Source organism: Acidobacteriota bacterium (genome assembly GCA_040752675.1).
Lineage (GTDB): Bacteria > Acidobacteriota > Polarisedimenticolia > JBFMGF01 > JBFMGF01 > JBFMGF01.
Genome location: JBFMGF010000117.1, coordinates 1 through 25,440, shown reverse-complemented (window position 1 = coordinate 25,440; position 25,440 = coordinate 1). Strand labels below are relative to the sequence as shown.

At 49.8% G+C, this 25,440-nt stretch carries 17 protein-coding genes and 1 tRNA gene; 12 read left to right on the top strand and 6 right to left on the bottom strand.

What is annotated here, in order from left to right:
• Positions 1 to 231 precede the first annotated feature (231 nt).
• The 8 genes from AB1756_10485 to AB1756_10450 are packed head-to-tail and all read left to right on the top strand — an operon-like array spanning position 232 to position 9,817.
• Positions 232 to 1,470, top strand: coding sequence for a methyl-accepting chemotaxis protein (locus AB1756_10485; protein ID MEW5807754.1), 1,239 nt, complete (start codon positions 232 to 234; stop codon positions 1,468 to 1,470).
• A 1-nt stretch (position 1,471) separates the two neighbouring features.
• Positions 1,472 to 1,939, top strand: a complete 468-nt coding sequence (locus tag AB1756_10480; GenBank protein ID MEW5807753.1) for a chemotaxis protein CheW — start codon at positions 1,472 to 1,474, stop codon at positions 1,937 to 1,939.
• A gap of 3 nt (positions 1,940 to 1,942) precedes the next feature.
• Complete coding sequence (locus tag AB1756_10475; protein MEW5807752.1) at positions 1,943 to 2,317, top strand: response regulator; 375 nt, start codon at positions 1,943 to 1,945, stop codon at positions 2,315 to 2,317.
• Entirely contained in the window at positions 2,314 to 4,218 is a 1,905-nt protein-coding gene (locus AB1756_10470) for a chemotaxis protein CheA (GenBank protein MEW5807751.1), read from the top strand. The genes AB1756_10475 and AB1756_10470 overlap by 4 nt, the downstream gene beginning before the upstream one ends.
• Before the next feature lie 15 nt (positions 4,219 to 4,233).
• Complete coding sequence (gene rsmA, locus AB1756_10465; protein MEW5807750.1) at positions 4,234 to 5,064, top strand: 16S rRNA (adenine(1518)-N(6)/adenine(1519)-N(6))-dimethyltransferase RsmA; 831 nt, start codon at positions 4,234 to 4,236, stop codon at positions 5,062 to 5,064.
• Between the two features lie 20 nt (positions 5,065 to 5,084).
• Positions 5,085 to 6,746: a ribonuclease J gene (locus AB1756_10460; GenBank protein MEW5807749.1), complete on the top strand. Its 1,662-nt coding sequence runs from the start codon at positions 5,085 to 5,087 to the stop codon at positions 6,744 to 6,746.
• A gap of 4 nt (positions 6,747 to 6,750) precedes the next feature.
• Positions 6,751 to 7,563 carry an undecaprenyl-diphosphate phosphatase gene (locus tag AB1756_10455; protein MEW5807748.1) on the top strand — a complete coding sequence of 271 codons (813 nt, stop codon included), beginning with the start codon at positions 6,751 to 6,753 and terminating at the stop codon, positions 7,561 to 7,563.
• 19 nt (positions 7,564 to 7,582) lie between these two features.
• Positions 7,583 to 9,817: a DNA translocase FtsK 4TM domain-containing protein gene (locus AB1756_10450; protein ID MEW5807747.1), complete on the top strand. Its 2,235-nt coding sequence runs from the start codon at positions 7,583 to 7,585 to the stop codon at positions 9,815 to 9,817.
• Here AB1756_10450 and gltA read toward each other — a convergent pair whose 3' ends face one another.
• A complete protein-coding gene (gene gltA / locus AB1756_10445) occupies positions 9,818 to 11,254 on the bottom strand; it encodes an NADPH-dependent glutamate synthase (protein MEW5807746.1) in 1,437 nt (478 codons plus the stop codon).
• A gap of 101 nt (positions 11,255 to 11,355) precedes the next feature.
• Positions 11,356 to 12,213: a sulfide/dihydroorotate dehydrogenase-like FAD/NAD-binding protein gene (locus AB1756_10440; GenBank protein ID MEW5807745.1), complete on the bottom strand. Its 858-nt coding sequence runs from the start codon at positions 12,211 to 12,213 to the stop codon at positions 11,356 to 11,358.
• A gap of 304 nt (positions 12,214 to 12,517) precedes the next feature.
• Here AB1756_10440 and AB1756_10435 point away from each other — a divergent pair.
• Positions 12,518 to 12,614 (top strand) — tRNA-Cys (locus AB1756_10435).
• A 15-nt stretch (positions 12,615 to 12,629) separates the two neighbouring features.
• On the opposite strand, the gene AB1756_10430 is transcribed toward AB1756_10435, so the two are convergent.
• The 3 genes from AB1756_10430 to AB1756_10420 form a co-directional block, all read right to left on the bottom strand.
• Positions 12,630 to 14,159 (bottom strand): hypothetical protein, encoded by a 1,530-nt coding sequence (locus AB1756_10430; protein MEW5807744.1) that lies wholly within the window; start codon positions 14,157 to 14,159, stop codon positions 12,630 to 12,632.
• A gap of 6 nt (positions 14,160 to 14,165) precedes the next feature.
• On the bottom strand, positions 14,166 to 14,918 hold the full coding sequence (gene rnc, locus AB1756_10425) for a ribonuclease III (protein MEW5807743.1): 753 nt from the start codon (positions 14,916 to 14,918) through the stop codon (positions 14,166 to 14,168).
• Positions 14,919 to 15,002: 84 nt separating this feature from the next.
• A complete protein-coding gene (locus AB1756_10420; GenBank protein MEW5807742.1) occupies positions 15,003 to 16,949 on the bottom strand; it encodes a tetratricopeptide repeat protein in 1,947 nt (648 codons plus the stop codon).
• Positions 16,950 to 17,060: 111 nt separating this feature from the next.
• On the opposite strand from AB1756_10420, the gene AB1756_10415 reads away from it, so the two are divergent.
• From AB1756_10415 to AB1756_10405, 3 genes are all read left to right on the top strand, one after another.
• A complete protein-coding gene (locus tag AB1756_10415; protein MEW5807741.1) occupies positions 17,061 to 20,135 on the top strand; it encodes a fused MFS/spermidine synthase in 3,075 nt (1,024 codons plus the stop codon).
• Between the two features lie 101 nt (positions 20,136 to 20,236).
• Positions 20,237 to 22,078 carry a glycosyltransferase family 39 protein gene (locus AB1756_10410; GenBank protein MEW5807740.1) on the top strand — a complete coding sequence of 614 codons (1,842 nt, stop codon included), beginning with the start codon at positions 20,237 to 20,239 and terminating at the stop codon, positions 22,076 to 22,078.
• Positions 22,068 to 23,807, top strand: a complete 1,740-nt coding sequence (locus AB1756_10405; GenBank protein MEW5807739.1) for a phospholipid carrier-dependent glycosyltransferase — start codon at positions 22,068 to 22,070, stop codon at positions 23,805 to 23,807. Before AB1756_10410 ends, AB1756_10405 begins: the two co-directional genes overlap by 11 nt.
• Positions 23,808 to 23,820: 13 nt before the next feature.
• On the opposite strand, the gene AB1756_10400 is transcribed toward AB1756_10405, so the two are convergent.
• Positions 23,821 to 25,188, bottom strand: coding sequence for a hypothetical protein (locus AB1756_10400; GenBank protein ID MEW5807738.1), 1,368 nt, complete (start codon positions 25,186 to 25,188; stop codon positions 23,821 to 23,823).
• Positions 25,189 to 25,440: the final 252 nt, after the last annotated feature.

Sequence of the window (25,440 nt, the reverse complement as noted above, 5' to 3'; positions counted from 1 at the left end):
AATTCAAACCTCCTCAAAAAAGCAAGAATATGTTCCCGAGTAACACTCTTCGAAAACAGCGGAATGTATGGATCAGGTTTGGTTGCCAAGAAAAGGCGCAGGGAATTGACTAATATTGTTCACATGATGTATCATAAATTTCGTTTTGAAGGCTTTGAAGCTTCAATTTCTTCCGGAGTACTGAATCGTCGTTACATCATCGAGCCCCACTCCGACATCAAAGGAGATTGAATGAAACTCAAACTTGGTTTAAGTTTCATCCTCGTCGTCACGGCTATCTATATCACCAATGTTCTCGTCACCATGACGATAAAACCTTCCCTCAGGCATGACATCATCGTTGCCATGTCCGCTATCGCCATTGGAGGGTTCGCCGCCATATTTCTCTCATCCTACCTGACCAAAAACCTGAAGGAACTGACCAAAACGGCCTCGGTCTTAAGCGAGGGAGATCTGACAGTCAAGGCGAACATAAAGAGCGAGGATGAGATCGGGGAACTGGCAACCTCCTTCAACAAGATGCTGAACAGCCTCCTGAACGTCATACAGGAGGTTCAGTCGACCTCCGGCGAAATCTACGACATGGCCAGGACTCTTTCCACCGCCGCCGACGAGATGAACGCCACCGCTGAAGAGATCTCAGAGACATCCGAAACAATCGCCAGCGGCACTATTTCCCAGGCAGAGATGGTGAAGAGGACGTCGGAGATCATCAGGGACATGGCCCTCTCCACGGAAGAGATATCCGAAAAGGCAAGGCTCACATTCTCTTACGCCTCCCGTGCCGCAGAGAATGCAAGGCAGGGAGGAGATTATGCCCGTCTTGCCATCGATAAGATCAATGACGCCAGCAAGAGCATCGAGAGGGCTTTCCAGATTGTCGAAGGCTTCCGGACGAGGGCTCTCGAGATCAACAAGATAGTCGAATTCATCACCTCGATTTCACAGCAGACGCACCTCCTTGCCCTGAACGCTACGATAGAGGCTGCAAAAGCTGGGGAGGAAGGAAAAGGCTTCAGCGTTGTGGCCGAGGAGATCAGAAAACTTGCAGAGAACGTCCGGAGATTCGCAGAGCAGATCTCGAAAATAGTCCAGGAGATCAACAGCGAATCAGCCGCCGTGATGAATGTCATGGATGCAACGGTAAAGGCAGCGATCGATGGAAGAAACGTAGTCTTATCCGCAGGGCGTTCACTGGATGACATCATCCAGGCCGTTCACTCCACGTCGGGAAAAATGCAGGAGATAACAATTGCCGCCGAAAAGCAGGTAAAAGGGTCTGAATCCCTTGTGAAAGCAATCGATGAGATTGCAAGGATTGCCGAGAGCAATGCCAGAGGAGCAAGGGAAGCATCCCGGGCAGTCGACGAGCAGCATGTCTCCATGAAGGAGCTGTCCAATTCTGCGAGCAAGCTGATCAGAACATCGGATCAACTGAAAGACCTCATTTCAATCTTCAGGATCGGGTAATATGTCTGCATCCTCCTTTTTAAAATTTTCAATCGGCGATCAGGGATGCTGCATCAACCTCAGCGCTATCCACGAAATCACTTCTATAAAAGAATATCAGAAGGTCCCTAAGGCTCCTCCGGAGATCAAGGGGATCTCCGAAGCAGGAGGAAGGATCCTCACACTTATTGAACTTGCGACCATTTTTAAGAGGGACCCCACCGGGACAATCCCATTCTATGCCGTCATCCTCGCTCCGCCGCGCAGTCATCTGGCACTCACGGTTTACTCAGAATTCGACATTCTGGATGGCGAACCCATTCCGCTTGAAGAAGAAAAAGGAAAGGATGACTGCAAAAGGACAATGCCAGGAACCCCTGCCAGACTGGGGACTGAGTCCGTCATATTGCTTGATTCCGATAGAATAATCAAATACTGTGAGACAAAGGTTCTTGAATCCTTTAAGATCCACAGGTCAGACCCGGAGTAAGCGATGAAGAAAAATGTCCTTATCGTAGATGATACTCTTTTCATGAGGACGATGTTGAGAGAGATCATTCAGAATTCAAATGGCTTCTCCGTCGCTGGAGAGGCGGCTACTGGTAGAGAAGCCATCGAGAAGTTCACGACGCTAAGACCGGATGTTGTCACAATGGATATAGTAATGCCCGATATGGATGGAATAGAGGCGATGAAAAAGATCTTCGAGATCGATCCATCCGCAAAGGTCGTCATGTGCAGCGTCCTTGGACAGGAATCGCTCGTCATCGAATCCATCATCCACGGCGCAAGGGATTTTATCGTCAAGCCTGTCAACAGAGAGAAAGTCCTGAACATCCTTGAGGGAATCTTCCAGGATGGAAAATGAAGGATAGCGGTCTCGATACTTCAAAATACATTGACCTGTATCTCTCAGAGGCTAGGGAGCATCTCTCTAACATGGAGAGCAGTCTCGTCAAGTTCCCGGGCGAGGGGGATGCCGCTCCTGTCATCCACGAGCTCTTCCGCCATGCCCACTCCTTGAAAGGAATGTCCGTTTCGATGGGTTTCGGAGCAATCGTGGAGATGGCCGAGCTCATGGAGGAGATATTCAACCTCATCAGGAACAGGGAGATGAGTCTGAGCACTGAACTCATCGATCTCCTCATGGACTCGACGGAAAAGATATACTCCATGCTGGACTCCATCGAAAAGACGAAGAAACCTCCGGAACCCGCCATTACTCACGTCCTTCATCTGAATGAAGTAATACAGAAGAGGGAGATTAAAGAGACCAGGAAGACGCCATCCGAAAAAGCTCCTGCAAAAACCTTCTCAGGCGCCACCTATGACATTGAGATTTATTTCTCAAAGGATGCACCCCTCCTCTCTGCGCGCGCAATCCTTGCCTACAAAAAACTCACGGAAGAGGGAGAGGTCCTTCAGATGGTTCCCGAACTTGAAGAATTGAAGAAAGGTTCCTTCGAAGGAAAACTCCTGGCAAGGGTCCGGACGCCGCTGGATAGAGCATCCCTGGAGAAGGTCATACACTCCATAGCCGAAGTAGAGCAATTCAAGGTTGCTCCTGTTCTGACGACCTTGGAGGCTACCGGGGAAGCTGCCGATGAGACTGTTCTTCCCTCCAGTGTGAGGGTGAAAACGGAACATCTGGATCGTTTCCTCGATGACCTTGTGGAGCTCATGATCCAGCATGAACGGCTGTCCAAATTGATTGAAAAGACAGGCCTCCTCGTGGCCCAGCATGAACTGGAGAAGGTGGACAAGACCATCAAGGATCTCTATGCCGAAGTGATGAAAATACGGATGCTTCCCTTCTCTTACATCTCCCGAAGATTCGAAAAATCGGTCAGGGAGCTCAGCAAGAAGCTTAACAAGAAGATCGCCCTGAAGATCTTCGGCAGCGAGACAGAGCTTGACCGCTCAATACTTGAGGAAATATCCGACCCGATTAACCACCTCATAAGAAACTGCATCGATCATGGGATCGAGGATCCTCCGACCAGAAAACGGCTCGGGAAGAGCGAGACAGGTTCAATCATCATCTCCCTGAAAAGGCAGAGTGACTCCATTATAATAACAATCGAGGATGATGGTGCAGGAATTGACATTGAAAAGGTGAAAAGACTTGCGCTCCAGGAGAACTTCATCACGAAGGAGGCTTACGATTCCATAAACGATGCCAGTTCCTACATGCTCATCACGATACCGGGATTCTCGACTGTAAAAAAGGTCACGGCCGTCTCAGGCAGAGGGGTGGGCCTCGACGCCGTTCGAACAAAGATAGAGAATCTCGGTGGAAAGATAAAGATAGGTCCGCGAGCCGGTGGGGGGACTTCCATAGAGTTCACACTCCCCCTGACTGTCGTTGTCATCAACGCCTTCATCGCTCGCGATGGGGAGTACCTCTTTGCCATACCTGTGACGAAAGTCGAGAAGACGATCGAGATCGTCCCATCCGACGTCATCTACGATTCGGATAAGGCCCTGGTCGGAAAGGATGGTTCCATCATCCATGTTTTCGACCTTTCTTTCGTCTTCGGCAAGCCGACCGACGAAAAGCCGTTCTCCCGCCGAAAACATCTCCTGATCTTCAAATCACATGAAAAGACGCTTGGTCTAGCCGTGGACCAGATCATCCAGCGGAAGAGCATCGTCGTCCGATCTCTCGGATCCCCCCTGGATCAGCTAAGAGAATATTCGGGCGCCTCTGTCCTTGAAGACGGAAAGATCGCCCTCATACTCGACATCTTCAACGTCGTTAAAGCCTGATTGCGGGATAACGGCATGAGCACCGGAAAGACGAAGCGCTTCGGGCAGAACTTCCTCGTCAATTCCAGAGCAGCACACAGGATAGCGAGCGAGTTCCATCTGAAGGAGGGTGAAATCGCTCTGGAGATAGGTCCCGGGAGAGGAGCGCTCACGAAATTCCTCGCTGAAAGCGGAGCAAGGCTCTATGCCGTGGAAAAGGACCCTTCCCTGAGCCGTTTCCTTGAGGAAATGTTCAATGACAATCCTGAAATCAGCATCATAAACGCCGACATCCTTCAACATGATTTCAAGGATTTCTGTGCTCCTCCCGGATCCGAGAAAAATGTTTTGCGGATAATCGGCAATCTTCCTTACAGCATTTCCAAGCCTGTCCTGATGAAAATCATATCAGAGAGGCTCTGGATCAGGGACTTCCTTCTGATGCTCCAAAAAGAAGTAGCGGACAGAGTCCTCTCCCGGCCCAAATCCAGAAATTATTCTCCCCTCTCTGTCCTCTTCTCTTTGACATCTACGATCAGGAGAGTGATGGAGCTCTCACCCCGTTCCTTTTCCCCTCCTCCGAAAGTCCACTCCACAGTTATCCATGGAAAATTCCTCGACCGCCCCGGATTCGAGGATGAAGAAGAGGAAAAAGTCAGGCAGATCGTATCAGCCCTCTTCTCAAAGAGGAGAAAGACGATAAGGAATAATCTTTCCTCTTTCCTGAAAGTGGACGATAGAAAAGTCACCATCATCCTGGAAGGCTGCTGCCTCGATCCTGAATCGAGAGCAGAGACGCTGGATCCTGAGGATTTCGTAAGAATCTCCAGATCCGTCAGTATGAAAGCAGGTGGCATTTTGCTATAATCTGAAGCCGGAGCAAACGAATGAAAATCATCGAGGCGTTGAAATTCATACCTCTCGGGGGACTGGGAGAGTTCGGCATGAACATCGCCGTTTTTCAGTTCAAGGAGAGCATGATCGTCGTCGATTGCGGGCTAATGTTCCCGAGAGAAGAGCTGCTCGGAATTGATATCGTCGTTCCCGATCTCTCCTTCATCGAGCAGAACGCCGATAAGGTCAAAGGGATCATCTTTACCCATGGCCATGAAGACCATATCGGAGCAGCGCCATTCCTTTCCTCAATCGTGAAGGCTCCCGTTTACGGGACGCGATTCACGCTCGGGCTTCTCAAAGATAAGCTGGAAGAGCACGGTCTTGCCAAGAAGGTCCATTTTCACATGGTAAAATCCGGTGATGAGATAGAGCTTGGGCCATTCCGGATCGAATTCATCCGCACGACGCACAGCATTCCCGATTCCTGTTCTGTAGCCATCTTCACGCCCGAAGGGGTCATCATACATACGGGTGATTTCAAGCTGGACCAGACGCCGATCGACGGAATCACCACGGATCTAGCGACTCTCAGCCGGTATGGCTCCAACTCCGTTCTCGCCCTCCTCTCGGACAGCACCAATGCGGAGATACCTGGGATATCCCTCTCCGAGAAGGTGGTCAGGAAGACGCTGGAGCCTGTGATCATGAACGCAAAAAGGAGAGTCTTCTTCACCACGTTTGCCAGTCACGTCCATAGAGTCCAGCAGGCAATCGACATTGCAGAGCGCACCGGAAGAAAGGTCTGCTTGGTCGGAAGGAGCATGGTCTCTACCACTGACGTAGCTCTCCGGCTCGGCTATCTCAACATCCCACACGGCCTCTTCTGCGAGGACAGGAAGGTCATGTCCCTCAACCCCGCGAGGAGTATGGTGATTATATCGGGCAGTCAGGGAGAGCCGATGTCTGCTCTCTCGAGAGTTGCACTGGACGACCACCGCGATATCCATATCGAGAAAGGAGATCTCGTAATCATTTCTGCCAAGATCATCCCCGGGAATGAAAGAAGCATCTCAGGACTGCTGAACCACATCTACAAGAAGGGAGCCGAAGTCATCCTGGAAACGACCCCCGGCGCTCACGTCTCCGGTCATCCCTGTCAGGAAGAGTTAAAAATAATGCTCCAGCTCGTTAGGCCGAAGTATTTTATCCCGATTCACGGTGAGCACAGGCAGCTCATGTCACACGCTTCCCTCGCAAGAAGCATGGGGATCCCTCGGGAGAGGATCCTCGTCTGTGAAAGCGGAGATGTCGTAGAGTTCAAGGACGGAAAAGCCCATAAGTCAGGAAAAGTCCCGGTTGGAATGGTCTACATCGACCGTGAATTCGAGGAAGTGGAAGAGGTCGTCGTAAAGGACAGGAAACATATTTCAGAAGACGGGGTGGTCCTTCCCGTTATCGCAATGAACAAGCATACAGGGGAGATCGAGGCAGAACCCGAGATCATCCTGAGGGGTTTCGTCAAGATGGAGGAGGATGAAGAGTTCCTCGATGAGGCAAGGGAGATCATCCTGAAGACCGTCGCCGATTCCAATCCTGAGGAGAGGAAGGACAAGCACGTCATCAAAACGAAGATTTACAGGGAGCTGAAGAAGCACATCAAGAAGAAGATGCAGAAACGACCCATGATCATCCCCGTCGTTATCGAGATTTAGAATCATGACTCTTCTGGAAATCATCATACTGTCCATCATCCAGGGGCTTACGGAATTCCTTCCGATCAGCTCTTCAGGGCACCTTGCTATAATGCAGACCCTTTTCGAGAGATGGAGCAACAAGGTTACGGAAAATGCAACTCTCGACATACTTCTGCACTTTGGAACCCTCATGGCCACGGCTATATACTTCCGCAGAGAACTGTTTGACCTCGGCAGAGGTTTCTTCTATAAGGCAAGGATTGAGGGTTCTATATTCTCAGGGTACGAGAGAAGAATTCTCATTCTGATTGTTGTTTCGCTCATTCCCACGGGTATCATTGGCCTGTTGATCGAGCCTCTTTTCGAAGAGATGCTCCATAGCGTAATCCTCGTTGGGATCATGCTCGGGATCACGGCTCTTTCCCTGTTTCTGACGAAATTCTCAAATCCATCACGCGGTCTGTGGGAAGTCAGGGTGAGAGACGCCCTGATCGTCGGGACTGTCCAGGGGCTGGCAGTCATCCCGGGGTTATCCCGATCAGGCTTGACTATCGCGACGGCGCTCATCCTCGGATGGAAGCGTGAGGAAGCTTTCCGGTTCTCATTTCTCATCTCCATGCCTGCCATACTGGGAGCCACCCTCCTGCAAATGATCAAGATCGATTTTTCTAATGGAACGATGATGAATTATCTTTCAGGAATGCTGCTGGCAGGCATCGTAGGTTACATCTCGTTGTTCTTCTTGAGGAGTATAATCATCGTGAAGAAGTTCCACATTTTCTCGTTCTACTGCCTCGCCGCCGGCGCTTTTGCCATTATCATCGCCTTAATTTGAGCCATAGCAGAACACATCGATGAACAAAAGAGTGAAAGAGATATCCGGGGTTCTCATTCTGGGAGCTGCAATCGTTCTACTTATCATGCTACTCACTTACAACCCCTCGGATCCCTCTCCCTGGAACAATCAATCCGCAAGGCTCAGACCCTCGAACTGGTTCGGAAGAGTTGGCGCAAACATCTCCGAGACCCTCTTTCAATTCTTGGGCTTCTCTTCCCTGCTCATTCCATTTGCCCTCTTCATCGCAGGATGGAACCTGATCAGAAAGGAGGAACCAGGGAGGAATCTCAGCGCTTCGGCAGGATTCATCGTTTTGATTCTGTTTCTTGCTTCCTTCCTGACGCTTCTATTTGGAGAGTTCCTCTACCGCGGAGTTTCTATCCGGCCCGGTGGATACATCGGGGAGAGGATAGCATTCATGCTTCTTCCCTATCTCAACTGGATCGGCGCCACGCTCATCTCGCTGCTCCTCATCATCCTGGGGATCGTGATCTCCACGCAATTCTCCCTGTCTAAGGCTGCATCGCTTGTTGCGAAAGGGATGAGTGCGGTTCTCCGGAGAGTCCGGCTCGCCTACTTACGATTCTGGGAAAACCGCCGCAAGACAAAGATGCGAAGAGACCTGATCAAGAAGCAGGTGAAGAAGATGGAAGAAGAGCGTGAAACGTTGCTTCATGAGCGGAAGAGAGATGTCCTTCCCGAGGTATCTGTTCCCAAGAAATCACCCATTGTCAGGCCGGCTCTGAAGCAGCAGCCGCTTAGATTCAGCGATTCCGATAAATACCAGTCTCCACCATTAATGCTTCTGAATTCGTCCTCCACGGCGAGCCAGGTTGACGAAAAGGAACTGATGGAAAAGGCAAAAGTCATCGCCGACAAGCTTAAGGAGTTCGACGTCACGGGAAGCGTCGTCCAGATCCATCCCGGTCCCGTCGTCACAACCTTTGAATTCAAGCCTGAGGCGGGGATCAAGTATGCTCGCATCACCAGCCTCGTTGACGACCTATGCCTCGCTCTGAAGGCGGAATCCATCAGGATCGACAGGATTGCCGGCAAATCTACGGTCGGGATCGAGGTTCCAAATCGCGTCAAGGAGATCATCTATCCGAGGGAGCTCCTCTCATCCGAGAAATTCCAGAACGCCAAATCGAAGCTGACGCTGGCAATCGGCAAGACGATCGACGGCGACACCTATGTCGCAGATCTTGAAAAGATGCCCCATCTGCTGATCGCCGGAGCCACTGGAACTGGAAAGAGTGTCGCCCTGAACAACATGATCACGAGCATCCTGTACAAGGCAACTCCGGAGGAGGTCAAGTTCATATTGATCGATACGAAGATGCTCGAACTCGGGACCTACCAGGACATTCCACACCTTCTCATCCCGGTTGTCACCGACCCAAAGCAGGCGAGCGTCGCGTTGAAATGGGCCACCAAAGAGATGGAGAACAGGTACAAGCAGCTCGCCCTGATTTACGCCAGAAACATAGAACAGTTCAACCAGAAGTTGAAGCAGGAGGGATGGGCCAGGATCAAGGATGAGACGACCAGCGAGGAAAAAGAATTGAAACCGCTTCCATTCATCGTCATCGTCATCGATGAGCTCGCCGATCTGATGATGGTCTCCTCCATCGATGTGGAGGAATCAATCATGAGGCTGGCTCAGATGGCAAGGGCTGTCGGGATTCATCTCATCCTTGCCACGCAGCGTCCCTCCGTCGACGTCATCACCGGGATCATCAAGGCCAACTTCCCGGCGAGGATCGCCTTCAGGGTTTCGCAGAAGGTCGATTCCCGGACGATCATCGACCAGAACGGCGCAGAACAGCTCCTTGGCATGGGAGACATGCTCTTCCTTCTTCCCAGCAGCACGCGGCTGATGCGTCTGCATGGCGGTTTCATCACGGAGCAGGAATCGAAGAAGATCGCAGATTTTCTGAGAAAGCAGGGACAACCAACCTATAACGAGAGTGTACTGAGATATGAAGAAGCGGAAGAAGCTGCCTCCGAGAGGTCGGATTTCGCCATGGAGAGAGATTCCCTGTACAGGGAAGCCGTCAGACTCGTCGTGACAGAAGGGCAGGCTTCCATATCCCACCTTCAGAGGAGACTGAGGCTCGGCTATGCCAGAGCTGCCAGGATCATAGACATGATGGAAGACGACGGAATTGTGGGGCCGGCAGACGGAAGCAAGCCTCGTGAAGTCTTAGTGGGGCTCGACTACCTCGATAATATGAATCATTATTCATAATCATTCATCAGAAGATTTAGAGGCGTTTTCAAGTTCTTTTTCTTTTTTAAGGTCTCGTCCTGAAAGGTAGGCATCGATCCCTTCGGCAGCTCTCATCCCCTGCCCCATGGCTAGAATGACGGTCGCTCCACCAGTGATGGCATCGCCCCCAGCAAAGACTCCCGGCCTGCTGGTCATTCCTGTGATCTCATCTACGATGACGACACCCCACTTGTTCGTCTCGAGCCCAGGAGTGGACCTGATGGCCATGGGATTGACGCCAAAACCAAGAGCTTCGATGACAGTATCGACTTCGAGGATGAATTCAGAGCCTTTGATCGGTACCGGCCTCCGTCTTCCAGAAGCATCGGGTTCGCCTAGTTCCATTCCCAGACATTCCATGCCGGTGACCCAGCCGTCCTCGTTCCCCAGGAACCTCACCGGATTCACGAGGAACATGAACTCGATTCCTTCCTCAAAGGCATGTTCGATCTCCTCGTCTCGCGCAGGCATCTCTTCCCTGGATCTTCTGTAGACGCAGTAAACCTTCTCGGCACCCATCCTCAGCGAAGAACGGCATGCATCCATGGCGGTGTTTCCTCCTCCGATGACCGCCACTCTCCTTCCACAGAAAACCGGAGTGTCGTATTCAGGAAACTTCCTGGCCTCCATAAGGATCACCCTCGTCAGGAACTCATTTGCCGAATAGATCCCTTTAAGATTTTCTCCAGGGATCTTCATGAAGCTCGGAAGCCCCGCTCCCGTTCCAAGAAAAACCGCATCGAACTCACCGTTCAACAACTCATCGACCATTTTCGTTTTCCCCACTATGAAGTTGGTGTAAAGCCCAACCCCCATGCCATTCAACTGGGCTATTTCTTCCATTACGATCTGGTGGGGAAGCCTGAACTCCGGGATCCCGTACATCAGAACGCCTCCGGGCTTATGCAGCGCCTCATAGATCGTCACCTTGTGTCCTTTCCTGGCAAGCTGGCTGGCACAGGTCAGTCCTGCTGGACCGGAACCTACTACGGCAACTCTCTTTCCGGTCCAGGGGGGAATATCATACTCCATCTTTACATTCATTTTCCTCTCATAGTCAGCAGCGAATCTCTCCAGCTTCCCGATGTTAACGGCATTCCCCTTCTTTCCGATGACACAGAGCATTTCGCACTGTTCCTCCTGCGGGCAGACCCTCCCGCAGATCGCCGGAAGGACGTTCTTCTCCTTGATCTTCCTTATGGCGCCGAGGAAATCCCTTTCGGCTATCATCTTTATGAAGGCTGGAATATCGATCAGGACGGGACAGCCATCGATGCATTTCGGCTTCTTGCACTGGATGCATCGATTGGCCTCCATCACGGCAGACTCATCGTCTAATCCTAAATTGACCTCTTCGAAGTTGCGGCTTCTCACCTTCGGATCCAGTTCGGCGATTTTCTGCCTCGGGATCAGCATTCTTTCTTTTTGACTTAGTTCCTTTTTCTCCACATCTCACCTTTCGCGCTACTCTCTCCCGGAATGAGAAAGGGACTCGGCGGGTTTCAAAAGTGCGCTCCCTATCTATCACTCCTCTTCTCAGAAGCACATCTGCCTCTATGCTCAAGATAGGCCTCATAGGCCAGCTTCTCATAGGCCTCGAACATTTTCAATCTCTTGCTCAGCTCATCGTAATCGACCTGATGTCCATCGAAGTCTGGACCATCCACACAGGCAAACTTCGTCTCTCCCCCAACGGTAACACGGCAGGAACCGCACATCCCCGTTCCATCCACCATTACAGAGTTGAGGGAGACCATCGTCTTGATACCGTAAGGTTTTGTCATGTCCGAAATAGCCTTCATCATGGGAACGGGACCAATCCCGAGTATGAAATCGACTTTCCGGTCAGCCAGTATCTGCGAAAGGGCATCGGTGACCATCCCCTTCATCCCGTAGCTTCCATCGTTGGTCGTGACCTTGATCTCGTCGGAAGCTGCTTCGACATCTTTCTCCATGACGAGGAGGCTCTTCTCCCGCGCTCCGACGATGGAGACTACGTGGTTTCCAGCGGCCCGCAGCGCTTTCGCAATAGGAATTATGGCGCCGGCTCCGAATCCCCCTCCGAGAAGAACGCACGTTCCATACTTTTCGATCTCTGTCTCTTTCCCGAGAGGCCCGACCAGATCGAGGATTGCATCTCCCTCTTTCATATCGTTGAGTTTTTGCGATGTCTTTCCGACAGACTGAACGATGAGATTGATAACCCCTCTCTCAGGATCGGCACCGCAGTAACTTAAGGGAATTCTCTCTCCTTTCTCATCGATCCTCAGGACGATAAACTGCCCTGCCTTTATTCTTCTTGCGACGAAGGGAGCTTCCACTTCAAAGAAGAAGGTGCTGGGAGCAATCTCTTCCTTTTTCAAGATCTTGAACATGGTTCGCGCACTTTCTTAGGCTTTTGTTAAGGCAAAAATTATAGCTTAATCAATGCATCAAAAATCTCAAGCCGGCAGGGAATTCCTCGGCTAAATGAGCAAAAAATAATAGCAACGCAAACAATTCATGTCAACCACAACGCACGATGATTCCCGCGGCGTTATTGAGATGATCTGTCGGGAGCAAGGAATTTATCATAGAGTGGATGTCCGATGATGGTGATTACTCCGATGATCCATTATGGTTCTTGTCCATATTAGCAAGAATTGTGATAATATTAAAATCCATGGAAGAGACATTCAAGGCCAGAAAAGGCAGCTGGTGTTGCCCGCGGGCTGCAAACTCGTTGGTTGTGTGCGGAAGCACATGATGTTGGGTTCGATTCCCAACCTGGCCTCCAGCCTTTAGATTTCCATCATAACTTGTAATCCTTGGCAGATATTTCTGAAATGATGAGGGAGTCAGAGAACCACTTCTTCAGAAAATTTGCATTCCGAGAGCTCTCGATATTCACGTAGAAGGAGCAAATGTTGTCATAGTAGACGAGCTTCCAACGGCCGGATCCTTTCAACTTCTCGTTGACGAGGTGTTGCGTCCTGATGAGAATGGAATCCGCCCCATACTTCATCAGGACCTCCTCCCACTCTCCAACTCCATTCACAAAGTAAGCCCACTCCTTTATCGTCTCATAAGGGTATACTGTATCCGACCTTCCATCAACGAAGATCCTGCTGGAGGGCAGCTCCCAGTGGATGTAACCTCCCCAGTCATACTCGTTCATGATGTTTCCGGAGGCCCCATTCTCTTTCAACATCTTGACGGCCGTAACTGGCTGGAAGTAATCGCTCTTGAATATGCACATGCTGAGATGGATCTCCTTCTGGACCCCTTTCAGGATTAAGGGAAAAACAAGAAATATCAGAACAATCCAGTTCAAGGAAGAAGCTGGAGGATGGATGATCCTCATCATGGGCCTTCCCGACGCAGTAATCCTCTCCATCGTCCCGGTAAGGTAGCGTGCAAGTATCGGAGCGAGGACGATGGCCATCAACGGGATGAACCTGACTTTAGTGACGGAGAGATAGGAAAGAAGGATGAATAGCACAAGGTCGATTAACCTCTTCTCTCTGCTCGCCAGGAATGTCAGGACGAAGACAAAAAGGAAAAAATAAAACCATAACATCGATGAGAAGGAAAACTCATAGACCGGCTTCCATTCGGAGATTTCTGGAGTGAACGCTCCAAAGATGGTCCCAAGGATACCGTGCCAGAGATTCATTCCATATGGGTTGATCAGCGTTGCAAGAGCTGAAACGATAAAGATGGCGGATTGGAAGAATCTCTCTTCGATGTATTCCGAAAGTATGAATAAAGCGAAGACGAGCAGACCGAGAGGGAATCCTCCATGCAGATTCGTCCATATCAGAAATAAGATGGGCAGCAGGAAAAAGACCTTCATTCGCTCCTTCGAGTATTTCAGTAGAATAAATATCAGGAGAGAGAGCAGGAGAAACGTGAAGAGCTGCGGCCTGAAGAGGAAATACCTGTGCGATACTACCGCGCAGAGGATTGTGGAGAGAGAGGAAATGAGAACGGAACCGGAAAGCCGAAGAGCGTTCAAGAAGACGATGGAAAAAACAGCTATACAGAGGATGGCTCTCAGAACGACAAGCCCGCCGGAGCCGGTCGTCCTGTACAGAAAATAGAAGAGGGCTCTCGCCCCCCACTCATAATCGATCCATTTGCCACCCGGGACGGAAAAAGAGTGAGCGTCCGTTTTCGGTATCCTCTGCTCTTCTACTATCTCCCTGCCGCTGTAGAGGTGGCAGAAGAGGTCAGGATCGGCAAATCTGTTGGAATCAACCAGTACGAGTGCGGCTAGGATCGTCAAAAAAAATATAGTGATGTACCATGGGTTCCTCACAGGTGCGTTATTCCTGTTCATGAGATTCTACGATTCTCTCAAAGCCATCAGCGCTTTCCGCGCCGCATCCTGCTCTGCCTCTTTCTTCGATCTTCCCCTGCCTTCCAAGACAGACTCCCCGGCGATTTTCAACTCGACGAAAAACCTTTTTTCATGGTCCGGTCCTTCCTCTCGCACGACGAAATACTCTGGAAGGCCCATTCCCTTTTTATGGAGGATCTCCTGAAGCGCGCTCTTGCTGTCTTTTTCGATGAGGGCACTTTTCCTGGCCTTCACAAGGCCCGACAGTTTCTTCTCGAAGAGGACCTCCAGAACCTTCTTCACATTCGCCATTCCTCCATCGATATAGATTGCAGCTATGAGAGCTTCCAGTGTCGCCGAAAGGATCGATTCCTTCTGCCCTCCTCCCGTCTTCTCTTCACCTTTCCCTAAAATGATATGTTCCCCGAGGCTGATTTTCCTCGCTGCATCGGAGAGGCTCTTCGCCGAGACTATAATCGACCGCACCCTCGACATCTTTCCCTCGGATAGATTCCTGTGTTTATTGTAGAGCATCTCCGAAACGATGAAATTAAGAATGGAATCGCCGAAGAATTCCATGATCTCATAGTTTCTGCCGAAGCCCTCCTCGTTCTCCTGAAAAGAAGAGGGGTGCGAGAGAGCGCCGAGCATCATTTCCCTGTTCTTGAACTTGTACCCCAGCCTCTTCTCAAGCCGGCTCCATCGCTTTGAAGCCCTTTTCTCATTCTTCTCATTCTTCTCTTTCTTCTCTTTCTTCATGGCAGCTTGCATGTCGCCTTAGTTTTTGGTGTCGATTGCTTCTATTCGCCCTGGGATATCCCGTCGTCGGGCAGCATGCCCGACCTATTGGTCTAATTGTTGTTTGACGGTAATCTCTTTCTCGAGTTCTTCGGAAATGGATAGGCCTCTTGATTTTGCAAGCCGGACCATCTCCATCGCCTTCTGCAACTCCCCCTTCACGAAATAGCAGGTGGCCAGGTTGTTGTAAGGATTGGCAAAGAACGGCTTCAACTCAATCGCTTTCAGAAAGAGGACCTCCGCCTTAGCGCACTCTCCCCAGTTCACGAAGATGACTCCAAGATTGTTGTATGCCTCCGCGAGATCAGGGTTTATCGCAATGGTCTTCTGATAATATTCGACTGCCTCTCCGTTCCTCCCCATTTTCGCCAGGACTACGGCGATGTTGAATGGAGCATAGGCCGACCGTGGATCAAGATCGGACTGTTTCTTGAAGCTCGAGATCGCCTCTTCGTGCATCCCCGCAGCATTGAAAGCGGTCCCCAGATTCCCGTAGCTCGCCGCTTCCTCGAAGCGGTAAACATCCCCCATCTTCAGAAACGAAAATACGGAGATGACGATTATGGCCATCATTGCAAAAACGGACTTCCTGATCTTCCCCGGCTGGCCAATATCCATAATATGAGAAATGCCGGCTCCTGCGAATATGCAAAGAACGGGAACTGCCGGAAGCCTGTATCGTGAAGACATGTAGAAAATCATGACCGTGAAGAACTGCACTGAAAGATATAACATCAGCGGAGCCTTTCCTCTCCATGGATAGGAAGCAATTATCCCGAAGAGCGCAAATGAAATGATAATGCCAAACGGTATGAAGGCCATGTTAATGACATATTCTCTTTCGATGGAGTAGTTGTATTCCAGCGAATGCTCATAACTATCGAAGAAATAGAAAAACTTCTTCATCTCGAGCAGGACCCATTGCCAGGGATGCATCCGTATGAACTGGAGCCCCTTGTCGAACCAGAACCTTGAGATTTCCTGATCCGAGAGTGCTCTCTTGCTTTGTGCCTGAGCATAGTATCTTTCCTCCATCCTCTGCTGGACGATATCTCCCGAAAACCCGGGGAGCGGTGTGTAGATTCCATACGCATATGGATTGTTCCCCTGGCAGAACGTGATCCCTCCGTTGAGAGATATTAAAACAAAATCCCCCGACCTGAGATAGTTCCTGTAGGTCACCGGCAGAATCGCTACAAGGAATCCTGCTGAAAATGCTGCCGCATGAACGATTCTTCTGCCGAAAATCCGGACGCCCTTGCCGGCTGCTGCCTCATCCGTCAGATGCTTCTTTCTCCAACCTGAAAGCATTATCCAGAGAAAGGCCAGTGGGAAGAGGAGAAGCATGTTCGGGCGGATCAGGCAGGAGATCCCGAGAAGGATGCCGCTGCCTGCAGATAGAAGCAATGTCACGGGTCCGGTTCTTCTCTCCTCTGATTCCGCATACCCTTTCAGCATGTAAAGAAGCATGAGGCCAATTAAGATGGCAAGCGTCTCTGGAAGGAGTTTCGACTCAAAAAATGTTATCGTCGGATGAAGGGCAAATATGGCCGATGCCAGAAGGGCTGTCCTTCCGGAAAAATATCTCTTTGCCACAAGGAAAACGAGAAGGGTGGTCGCCAGCCCGATGAGCATCTGGACGACATAAACGCCGACAGGAGAAGGTGAGAAGATGGAGTAAATGAACGAGACGAAATAAGGGTAAAAAGGAGCCTGATAAAACGCCCCCTCTTCGAAGAGCCTCCCTTCCAGGATTGCCTTAGCCCACTGGTCATACTTAAGAGAATCGAGGATCAGGACTTTTGCGAACGGGTTTCTCCCGAGATAAGTGATTAGATATACGAACCTTGATAGAGCGGAAAAAATGAGGATAACCGAAAGAACCCACCGGACGACCCTTGCCTCTACCTCTTCATTCAGAATTCTATTTTCTTCCAGAAAACTATTATCTTTCAGGACTCTATCCTCATCAAGAACAGCACTTTTTATCAATCAGGCTTCCTAAATGGTTCTCCGCTTGCCCGGATGATTACCTATTTTATCTCAATATCGTTGCTCCACTACATAAAATTCCATAAAGAAAGTATAATAAACAGCTTAACCATGAAGATAGATCGGAACTGGCAAGAGAATCGTGCGGCATTCGCCGTTCTCGTCATTTACATCTGCTTTATATTCTCAGGAGCGAGCGGTCTAATCTTCGAAGTGGCATGGTCGAAGGCGCTCTCCCTTTATCTCGGAAATACCCTCCATGCAATCAGCACCGTAGTTGGGGCTTACATGGCCGGCCTCGGGTTTGGAGCCCTGCTCTCCGGTAATTTCTGCGGACGCCTCCGGTATCCCATACGGACCTATGGCTGGATTGAAGGAACCGTCGGGATATTCGGCCTGGTCTCGCCTTTCGTCTTCGATCTGCTCTTCCCCGTCTTTGGCCACCTCTCGTTTCTCAAAGACAGCTCTTTTACCATCTTTCTTATAGCCAGGTTCGTGATCGTCTTTTCAATTCTCCTGATACCGACAGTAGCCATGGGGATGACCCTTCCCCTTCTCGTCTCGGCCCTGACTGCCAAGAGGCCTGAATTCGGCTCCAGTGTAGGGAAATTGTACGGCTTAAACACCGCTGGAGCCGTCCTGGGAACGGTTCTCGGAGGATTCCTGCTATTACCCTATCTAGGCCTGTTCAAGAGCATTATAAGCGCTTCTTTGCTGAACCTGACGATACTTGCCTTGATATACCTTGTCCCCTCCTTGCGAAACTGGTTCACCCATGCTTCGGAGAGGGATATTGAAAGATCGGCAGCGGCGAAAGCAGGGATGGAAACAGCACCCGCGGGGGCAAAAGGGCATCTGAAACCAGAGAAAAGAGCCGCCGGAGTCATCATCCTGACGCTCTTTGCTATTTCCGGCTTCCTCGCTCTGGTCTACGAGGTGGGATGGACGAGAGTCCTTTCCCTCACCATAGGTTCCTCCGTTTATTCCTTTACCATTATCCTCGCCACATTCCTGCTGGGGATAGCCCTCGGAAGCCTCATCATCGCAAGAAAAGCCGAGAAGATGAAGAGACCCGTTCTGATCTTTGGAATACTCGAAGTCATTCTCGGAATATCCACACTTGCGGGGACTTTTTTCTTCTATTATATTCCCCAATTCTTCGCCGTTATCATCTACAAAAGCCACTTTAACGTGAAGCTGATCGTCGCCGGCGAGTTTCTTCTGTCGGCCCTCATATCCTTCATCCCATGCCTGATCATGGGGCTCCTGTTCCCCGTTGCCGCCTGTGCCTACAGGAAAAGCGAAGTATCGGCCGGGAAGAACATCGGAAGGATATACTTCTTCAACACATTCGGGGCAATCTTCGGCTCCATTGCAACGGGATTCATCCTGATCCCGCATATCGGAATCCTGAAGACTCTCATCCTCACCTCGGCTTCGAGCGTCCTGATCGGGATCATAGCCTTCTTCTCCTCCGAGATACAGTTGAAGCCCAAAATTCTTTCTTCAGGGCTTGCCCTCTCATTTACATTCTTCCTCTCCGTCCTCGTTCCTTCCTGGGATATCGGCCGAATGAACCGCGGCCTGATCCAGATCATCCGGGACATCAAAACCGGAGACATCTCTGGAGGCGTGAAGAAAGAGGAGGAGATTCTCTACTATAAAGAGGGAAAGAACGCCACGGTCGCCGTCTCCTACGTGGGCTCGGACATGTATCTCAAGATAGGAGGTAAGATCGACGCAAGCGCCGTGGCCGACTCCATCACACAAACACTATGCGCTCAGATCCCGCTTCTGTATGCGGATAATCCAAAAGACGTATGCGTAATTGGGCTGGGAAGCGGAGTGTCGACCTATTCCGTCCTCACCCATCCAGTACGCTCAGTGGATACGCTGGAGATCGAAGAGTCCGTCATCGAAGCCTCAGGATATTTTTATCCCGTCAATCACGACCCTCTATCAGACCCGAGATCCACGATCATCGTCGAGGATGCCAGGAGCTACCTCTCTTACACCGACAAGAAATACGATGTCATCATCTCCGAACCATCCAACCCATGGATCGCGGGGATCAATTCCCTGTTCACGGCCGATTTCTATGAGATCATCAATAAAAAATTAAATGATGGAGGAGTTTTCTCGCAGTGGCTTCAGACATACGAGCTATCTGTGGATTCCCTCGCGACCATCATGCGGACAATGAACTCCAAATTTCACAACTGTCACTTCTATTACATCACCAGGGGCGGGGATTCTCTCCTGATCGCAAAGAAGGGGAAGATCGAACTCGATTTTGCGAAAGTCTCGCGCTTCTTCGAGAACGAAAAGGTAGCGCGAGACCTCAGGAAAATCAACATCACCAACCCCTTCGACTTTTCTACTTACTACATCGCTCCTCTCACTGAGATCGTGAGGGCTCTTGGAAAAGGAACCATAAATACTGATGATAACTCCTATATAGAATACAGGGCGCCCTTCGAGCTTCTCTCACCTAAAGAACGAGAGTACAGCATCGCAGTCGGTGAACAGTTCATCGATGAGACGAAGAAAGTCTTCTTTCCCGACCTTGGCGAAGGAGAATCATTGCTCAACCTCGGACTCTCATTCCTGAAGCTAAATGATAAAGTGCGAACGGACTTCATACTTGCCAGACTGAAATCCAGAAATTATGAGAAAGAGACATCAACGTTCATCGAGGAGATAAGAAAGATGGAAGAGGTTAAGGCAAATGAGAAGAAGGGATACGATCTCTTCAATAGAGCCGAGGAAGCCTTCAGGGCTGAAAACAATAGCCTTGCTTCGGATTCTGTCATGGAAGCTCTGGCTCTTGCTCCGCATCTTGATGATCTCGCTTTCAACGGTGCTCTCATGCTCCTGAATCTTGGCAAACTTGATGAAGCAGAAAAAATATTGAAGGAGATCATCAAAAGAGAACCATTCGCCTATACTTACACATCCTATCTCAACCTCGGAAGCCTCTACTGGAACCGGAAAGAGCCTGACAGGGGGATCGAATACTATCAGAAAGCCATCGATTATAACCCCTATTTTACCAGCGGTTACGTACAAATAGCGCGGGCATACGCAATGAAGGGTGAAAAGGAACAAGCGAGACAGAACCTTTTGCGTGCACTCAAACTGAACCCTGCAAACTCTCAGGCTCGAGAGCTTTTAAATTCCATCTAAAACTTTACAATAAATTTAGCTTGTTATGGTAAAGTAAAGACTCGAATGAGTTCTCTATGTATCAAGACAGAGCGGAAAGATCATTTCAAGAAGTTTGATGAATGTTAAATCTTCCTGGAACAAGATGTTTCATCATCCCTCTTTTCCTCTTGGCTTTTCTCCTGCAATGCACATTATCAATGGTCCAGCTCTCTGCCACATCCGATGAGGTGGCGCATCTGCCAGCAGGATACACTTACCTGCAAACCGGAGACTTCCGGCTCAATCCCGAGCATCCTCCTCTTATCAAGATGCTAGCTGCTTATCCCCTTCTTTTCCTGAATCTCCCCTCCCCTTATACCAGCAAATACTTTCTGAAAAATGAAAAGTGGGAGTATGGGAAATCCCTTCTCTACCAGTCCGGAGTCAGAGCAGAAACGATGCTTTTTCTGGGGCGTCTCGTCATCGTTTTACTGGGGCTTTTCCTCGCCATCCTGCTCTTTCGCTGGACAGATCAACTCTTTGGAGAGAGAGCATCCGTCTTCTCGCTCTTCATCTTCGTTTTCGAACCGAATATCATTGCACACTCCCAACTGGTTACGACCGATCTCGGCTTTACGCTGTTTTTCCTCCTCTCCATCTACTGGATGTGGCGATATTTTCAGGAGCCTGGCATCAAGTCTCTTATCATCTGTGGATTATCCGCAGGACTGGCTTTCGCCACGAAGTTCTCAGCCATCCTTCTAATCCCCATTATATTCATCCTGCTGCTTTTAGAGATATTCCTCTCCTGCAGCTCGTCGCACAGAACAGATACCCGATACTTACCCTTTCACAAGCTACTTCTCTTCGCCTTCGTTGTTCCCCTTATTGCTACGGCTGTCGTCGCAGCTTCCTACAGTTTCATCAACATAAAATACTATTTCATCGGGCTGAATTCTGTTTTCATCCACGGGAAAATGGGGCATGCCGCTTTCCTTGCCGGGCAATACTCCGATACGGGCTGGTGGTACTATTTTCCTCTATCCTTTCTAATCAAAACCCCCATCCCTCTTCTCATCTTTCTCTTCTTATCTGCTTTGATAATATTTATCGATATTCTCACGGCTTCATCTACTTTCAAGAGAGGACGCGCAGGCGTAAACGAAGCTGGTTCAAGTGAGAAAGATACAGGCAAGAATGAGCAAGCTGCTGTTCTATCGATTCGCTCCTGGTTTTATCTTCTTGTCCCTCCTCTGCTCTTTCTGACCGCCAGCATGATGGGTAGACTCAATATCGGGGTGAGACACATCCTTCCCGTCTTTCCCTTCGCCATCATCCTCTGCGGAATCATCTTTTCAAAGAGCTGGCATTATAGGAGTATCCTGCTGAAACGACCAAGATGGAAAAAGATTGTATCCAGCATATTCGTTCTATTCTGTGCGTGGTATGTTGTCGGGTCCTTATATATATTTCCCCGTCATCTTTCATACTTCAATGAGCTGATCGGCGGTCCTTCGCGTGGGTATGAATATTCCGTTGATTCCAACCTGGACTGGGGACAGGACCTTCCCGCCCTTCGGAAATACCTTGACAAAAACCATATTGATGGGGTCATACTTTCATACTTCGGAAATGCCGACCCATATTACTACGGGATTGACTATCAGTACCTCCCGCTTTGCGGAAAACCGAAAATCCCGTCGAATTACATGGATCCCGGAAGAAATTTTGATTACATTGCGATAAGCGCCACACATCTCCAGTCTGTTTTCACTCCAAATCATCATTGTTTCGACTGGCTCAAGAAGAGGAAACCATATGCCCGGATCGCTTATTCCATCTTTCTTTTCGACGTGAGGAACGACCCAGAGGCGCATATAGCACTTGCAGAGATCTATCTAGGCTCGGGGATGCCCGAAGTTGCGAGAAGGCATTTCTTAAAAGCTCAATCCATTGCACAACAGAGCATGCATGAGAAGTAATATACAGATCACCATGCTCGCTGTTCTGCTTGCAGTCTTTGCAGTGCAGGCGGTCGGCGGGATCTGGAACAATGCGGCTACGTATGATGAAGTGGCTCATCTTCCCGCTGGCTACGCATATATAAGGAAGGGAGACTTCCGTTTCAATCCCGAGCACCCCCCACTGGTCAAGATGCTCGCGGCGCTTCCCCTTCTCACAATGGAAATCCCTCCCGTCGAGCAGAACCCCCACTGGAACTCCAACAATGAATGGCTGTTCGGCAGATACTTTCTCTACCACTCGGGGATAAATGCCGATAATGCCATCTTCCTCGGAAGGCTGCCGATGGTTCTGCTGGGTATTCTTCTCGGATTTCTCGTGTTCAAGTGGAGCCAGGAAATCTACGGCACAGGAGCTGGATTGTTCTCCCTGTTTCTCTTCTGCTTTGAACCGAATGTCATCGCCAGCTCACAGGTGATCCATACCGATCTTGGATTTTCTCTCTTCCTGGTCCTATCTCTCTATCTGTTCTGGAAGGCCATGCAGGAGCCATCGAGGAAGAGATTCATTCTGGCCGGGATGTCTTTCGGGTTGGCTCTCTCGACAAAATTCACGGCGCTGATCCTCATCCCGGTCTATCTGGCTCTGATCCTGCTGTATCTCTTTGAAGATCGTGCCGCATTCGCCTTTCGCCGATTCCTATTCCGGAAAGAGGATCGACTCACACTGAGACTGCGACTCTACTTCGCCCTCTCTTCTTTTGCTCTTCTCCTGCTCACTGCCATGATCGTCCTGATAATCTCTTACGGCTTTACGTCGGTCGGCAGATACTTCGACGGGTTGAGTTTCGTCCTGGATCACAACCGCAAGGGAAACCCGGCCTTCCTCTTTGGTATGTATTCTGATTCCGGCTGGTGGTATTACTTCCTGCTGGCATTTGCCGTTAAGACCCCCATTCCGGTCATTATCATTTTTGCCTCTGCTCTCTTATCGTTTGGAAGAGACCTCTTTAAGAATTTCAAAACCCCCGGGAATTTCTATCTTCTTATTCCTGTTCTGCTCCTGCTTTTCTTTACTGCAGCCGGACGCATCAATATCGGCCTGAGGCACATCCTTCCCGTCTATCCCCTGCTCTTCATCTTCAGCGGCAGGCTCTTTTCATTCATCGGATCAAGTACATCAAAGGCAAATAGCACTTCCTTAATCATCATTTTTGCGCTTCTGCTCTGGCTCCTCGGATCCGCAATCTTCATCTTTCCACATCATCTTGCCTACTTCGACGAGTTGGCTGGTGGGCCTTCCAACGGATACAAATATCTCGCTGACTCAAATCTTGACTGGGGGCAGGACCTGATCCGTTTGAAAAAGTTCCTGCAAGAGGAAGGTGAGGATTCAGTAATCCTGTCCTATCTTGGAAGTGCCGACCCGAACTATTACGGCATCAAATATCAATACCTGCCAGGATACGGGCTGAACAGCCCCCAGGATTACCGGATAAAATTCAAGCGGAAGGAGTTCGTTGCCATTTCAGCCACGAATCTGCAATCGGTCTTCTTCAACACGAGGGACACATTCGACTGGCTCAAAGAGAAAGAGCCCTGCGCGAGAATAGGATACAGCATTTTCGTCTGGGAAATCTCCAAAGACAGAGAGGCTCATCGGAACTTAGCCCGTCTCTACAGAGAATTCGGCATGCCCGATCTTTCAAAAAAACATGAGAAGTCAGCGGCAAATGAAAAAGAATGGTAGATTAATCGCAGATCTAAGGAGCAGAAACTGAGGAGCATCTAAGATAAAAAGCGTAGAATTTCTTATCGCCTGCGGGAAAGGTCTTGAAGCAGTAATTATTCTTGAATTCAGGCATCTCCACCAATTCCTGCTGCGCTCCGAAATAGAGCATCTTCTGGTACTCTCCTTCCGTGATGGGAAAATCCCAGTCCACGATGTGATGGACGATGATGATATCCGGGGCTCTCCGGAGAATGTAATAATTGTCGTACTTCTCATGGCCGATGTATCCCCCTCCCGTGTGGATGGGCCGATGCGCTATATGCCTATCAGTAAGACCCACCATGTCGATGGCTTTCAGCCCGGAATAGAACGAGATGGCGCCGATTGTAGAGAGGGCCACAGTCCTGTCTGGATTGTAATGCTGATGGAGCCATTTTCCGAACTCTGACCACCTCTGCGCCAGATCCACTTCGAAGCGAGCCCGCTGATATTCGGTCATCTCGTGCTTGCTCGCCTTCACAAAATAGAGCCCTGATGAGGATATGGAGATGAGCAAGGAAAGAAACACAATGAGATAGGGCTTCAGATTCGACCATAGACTGCTCCGGAAGAGGGACTGCACGACTCCGGAGGAAAATTCCTGATAGAATAGACAGAGGAATGGAAGGATGGGAACCGCAAAGCGATACAGGGCAAGATGATCTCCCCCCTCCACGGCCACGGCAAGAGAGAGAAAAAGGACTACGCCAGTGATGTAAAGGATTTGATATTTCATCTCCCGCAGCTTGAGGATGAGAACGAGAGGGATGATGAGGATGAGAAACGAAAGTTGCGAGAAATTCCAGATGTAATCAAGCCCCCTCAGTAGAAGAGCAGAAGAATAAGAGCCGATCTTGGCGTAATAGGTGTTTGGAAGAAAATCGCCGTAGTAGAGATAGCGCCATAAAGAAAAAATGATGGCCATTGCAATAAAAAGGATTGCATGCCGGCATAAATAAACCGGAATCATCGCCCTCTTCTTCCAGAAAACGCCATAGATCACAAGGAAAACGATATTGAAGAGGAAGAGGATCGGCGTTTCTGGTCTTGTCAGATAAGCCAGGGAGAGGATGACCGAACTCCAGGAGAGGAGACGTGGTCGATCCTGCTCAAGCGCTCTAAGAAAGATGATGGCGCTTGCAACGATCAGGAATGTGAAAGGCGCAGTCTCCATTCCGGAGAAAGAATAGCAGATGAAAGGAAGCTGCACAGCAAGCGCTGCTGGTGCCCCCCATGAGTTTTTCCAGTTTGACTTTTCGCCTTTGAGATGTCGCGATAGAAAATATATTGCCAGGATGGAAGCAGCACCAAAGATGATCGCAGCGATTTCTGCCCATGTCGCTCCATCGATTTTCAGCAAAAAGGGGATAGCGAGGGTCAACGTCCATAAAAGGTTAGTATATCCCTCGACATGTTCCCCCTCATTAAAGACAAGCCCTTTCCCTTCAGCCAGATTTCTCGCATACTGTAACGATATGTAACTATCATTGTGCTGCTTCAGATGAAATTGGAGAAACGGGCATGGTAGACTAAGGTGGTCGAAAGGAGGCGAAGGATGACCACACAGAGAAGAAAATACAGCCCGCAGCAGAAGATCGAAATCTTACGGGAA

What these genes read in the sequence shown, in the direction of transcription:
- AB1756_10485 (MEW5807754.1), top strand. Translation starts at nt 232, where the DNA reads ATGAAACTCAAACTTGGTTTAAGTTTCATCCTCGTCGTCACGGCTATC.
- AB1756_10480 (MEW5807753.1), top strand. Translation starts at nt 1,472, where the DNA reads ATGTCTGCATCCTCCTTTTTAAAATTTTCAATCGGCGATCAGGGATGC.
- AB1756_10475 (MEW5807752.1), top strand. Translation starts at nt 1,943, where the DNA reads ATGAAGAAAAATGTCCTTATCGTAGATGATACTCTTTTCATGAGGACG.
- AB1756_10470 (MEW5807751.1), top strand. Translation starts at nt 2,314, where the DNA reads ATGAAGGATAGCGGTCTCGATACTTCAAAATACATTGACCTGTATCTC.
- rsmA (MEW5807750.1), top strand. Translation starts at nt 4,234, where the DNA reads ATGAGCACCGGAAAGACGAAGCGCTTCGGGCAGAACTTCCTCGTCAAT.
- AB1756_10460 (MEW5807749.1), top strand. Translation starts at nt 5,085, where the DNA reads ATGAAAATCATCGAGGCGTTGAAATTCATACCTCTCGGGGGACTGGGA.
- AB1756_10455 (MEW5807748.1), top strand. Translation starts at nt 6,751, where the DNA reads ATGACTCTTCTGGAAATCATCATACTGTCCATCATCCAGGGGCTTACG.
- AB1756_10450 (MEW5807747.1), top strand. Translation starts at nt 7,583, where the DNA reads ATGAACAAAAGAGTGAAAGAGATATCCGGGGTTCTCATTCTGGGAGCT.
- gltA (MEW5807746.1), bottom strand. Translation starts at nt 11,254, where the DNA reads ATGCTGATCCCGAGGCAGAAAATCGCCGAACTGGATCCGAAGGTGAGA.
- AB1756_10440 (MEW5807745.1), bottom strand. Translation starts at nt 12,213, where the DNA reads ATGTTCAAGATCTTGAAAAAGGAAGAGATTGCTCCCAGCACCTTCTTC.
- AB1756_10430 (MEW5807744.1), bottom strand. Translation starts at nt 14,159, where the DNA reads ATGAACAGGAATAACGCACCTGTGAGGAACCCATGGTACATCACTATA.
- rnc (MEW5807743.1), bottom strand. Translation starts at nt 14,918, where the DNA reads ATGAAGAAAGAGAAGAAAGAGAAGAATGAGAAGAATGAGAAAAGGGCT.
- AB1756_10415 (MEW5807741.1), top strand. Translation starts at nt 17,061, where the DNA reads ATGAAGATAGATCGGAACTGGCAAGAGAATCGTGCGGCATTCGCCGTT.
- AB1756_10410 (MEW5807740.1), top strand. Translation starts at nt 20,237, where the DNA reads ATGTTAAATCTTCCTGGAACAAGATGTTTCATCATCCCTCTTTTCCTC.
- AB1756_10405 (MEW5807739.1), top strand. Translation starts at nt 22,068, where the DNA reads ATGAGAAGTAATATACAGATCACCATGCTCGCTGTTCTGCTTGCAGTC.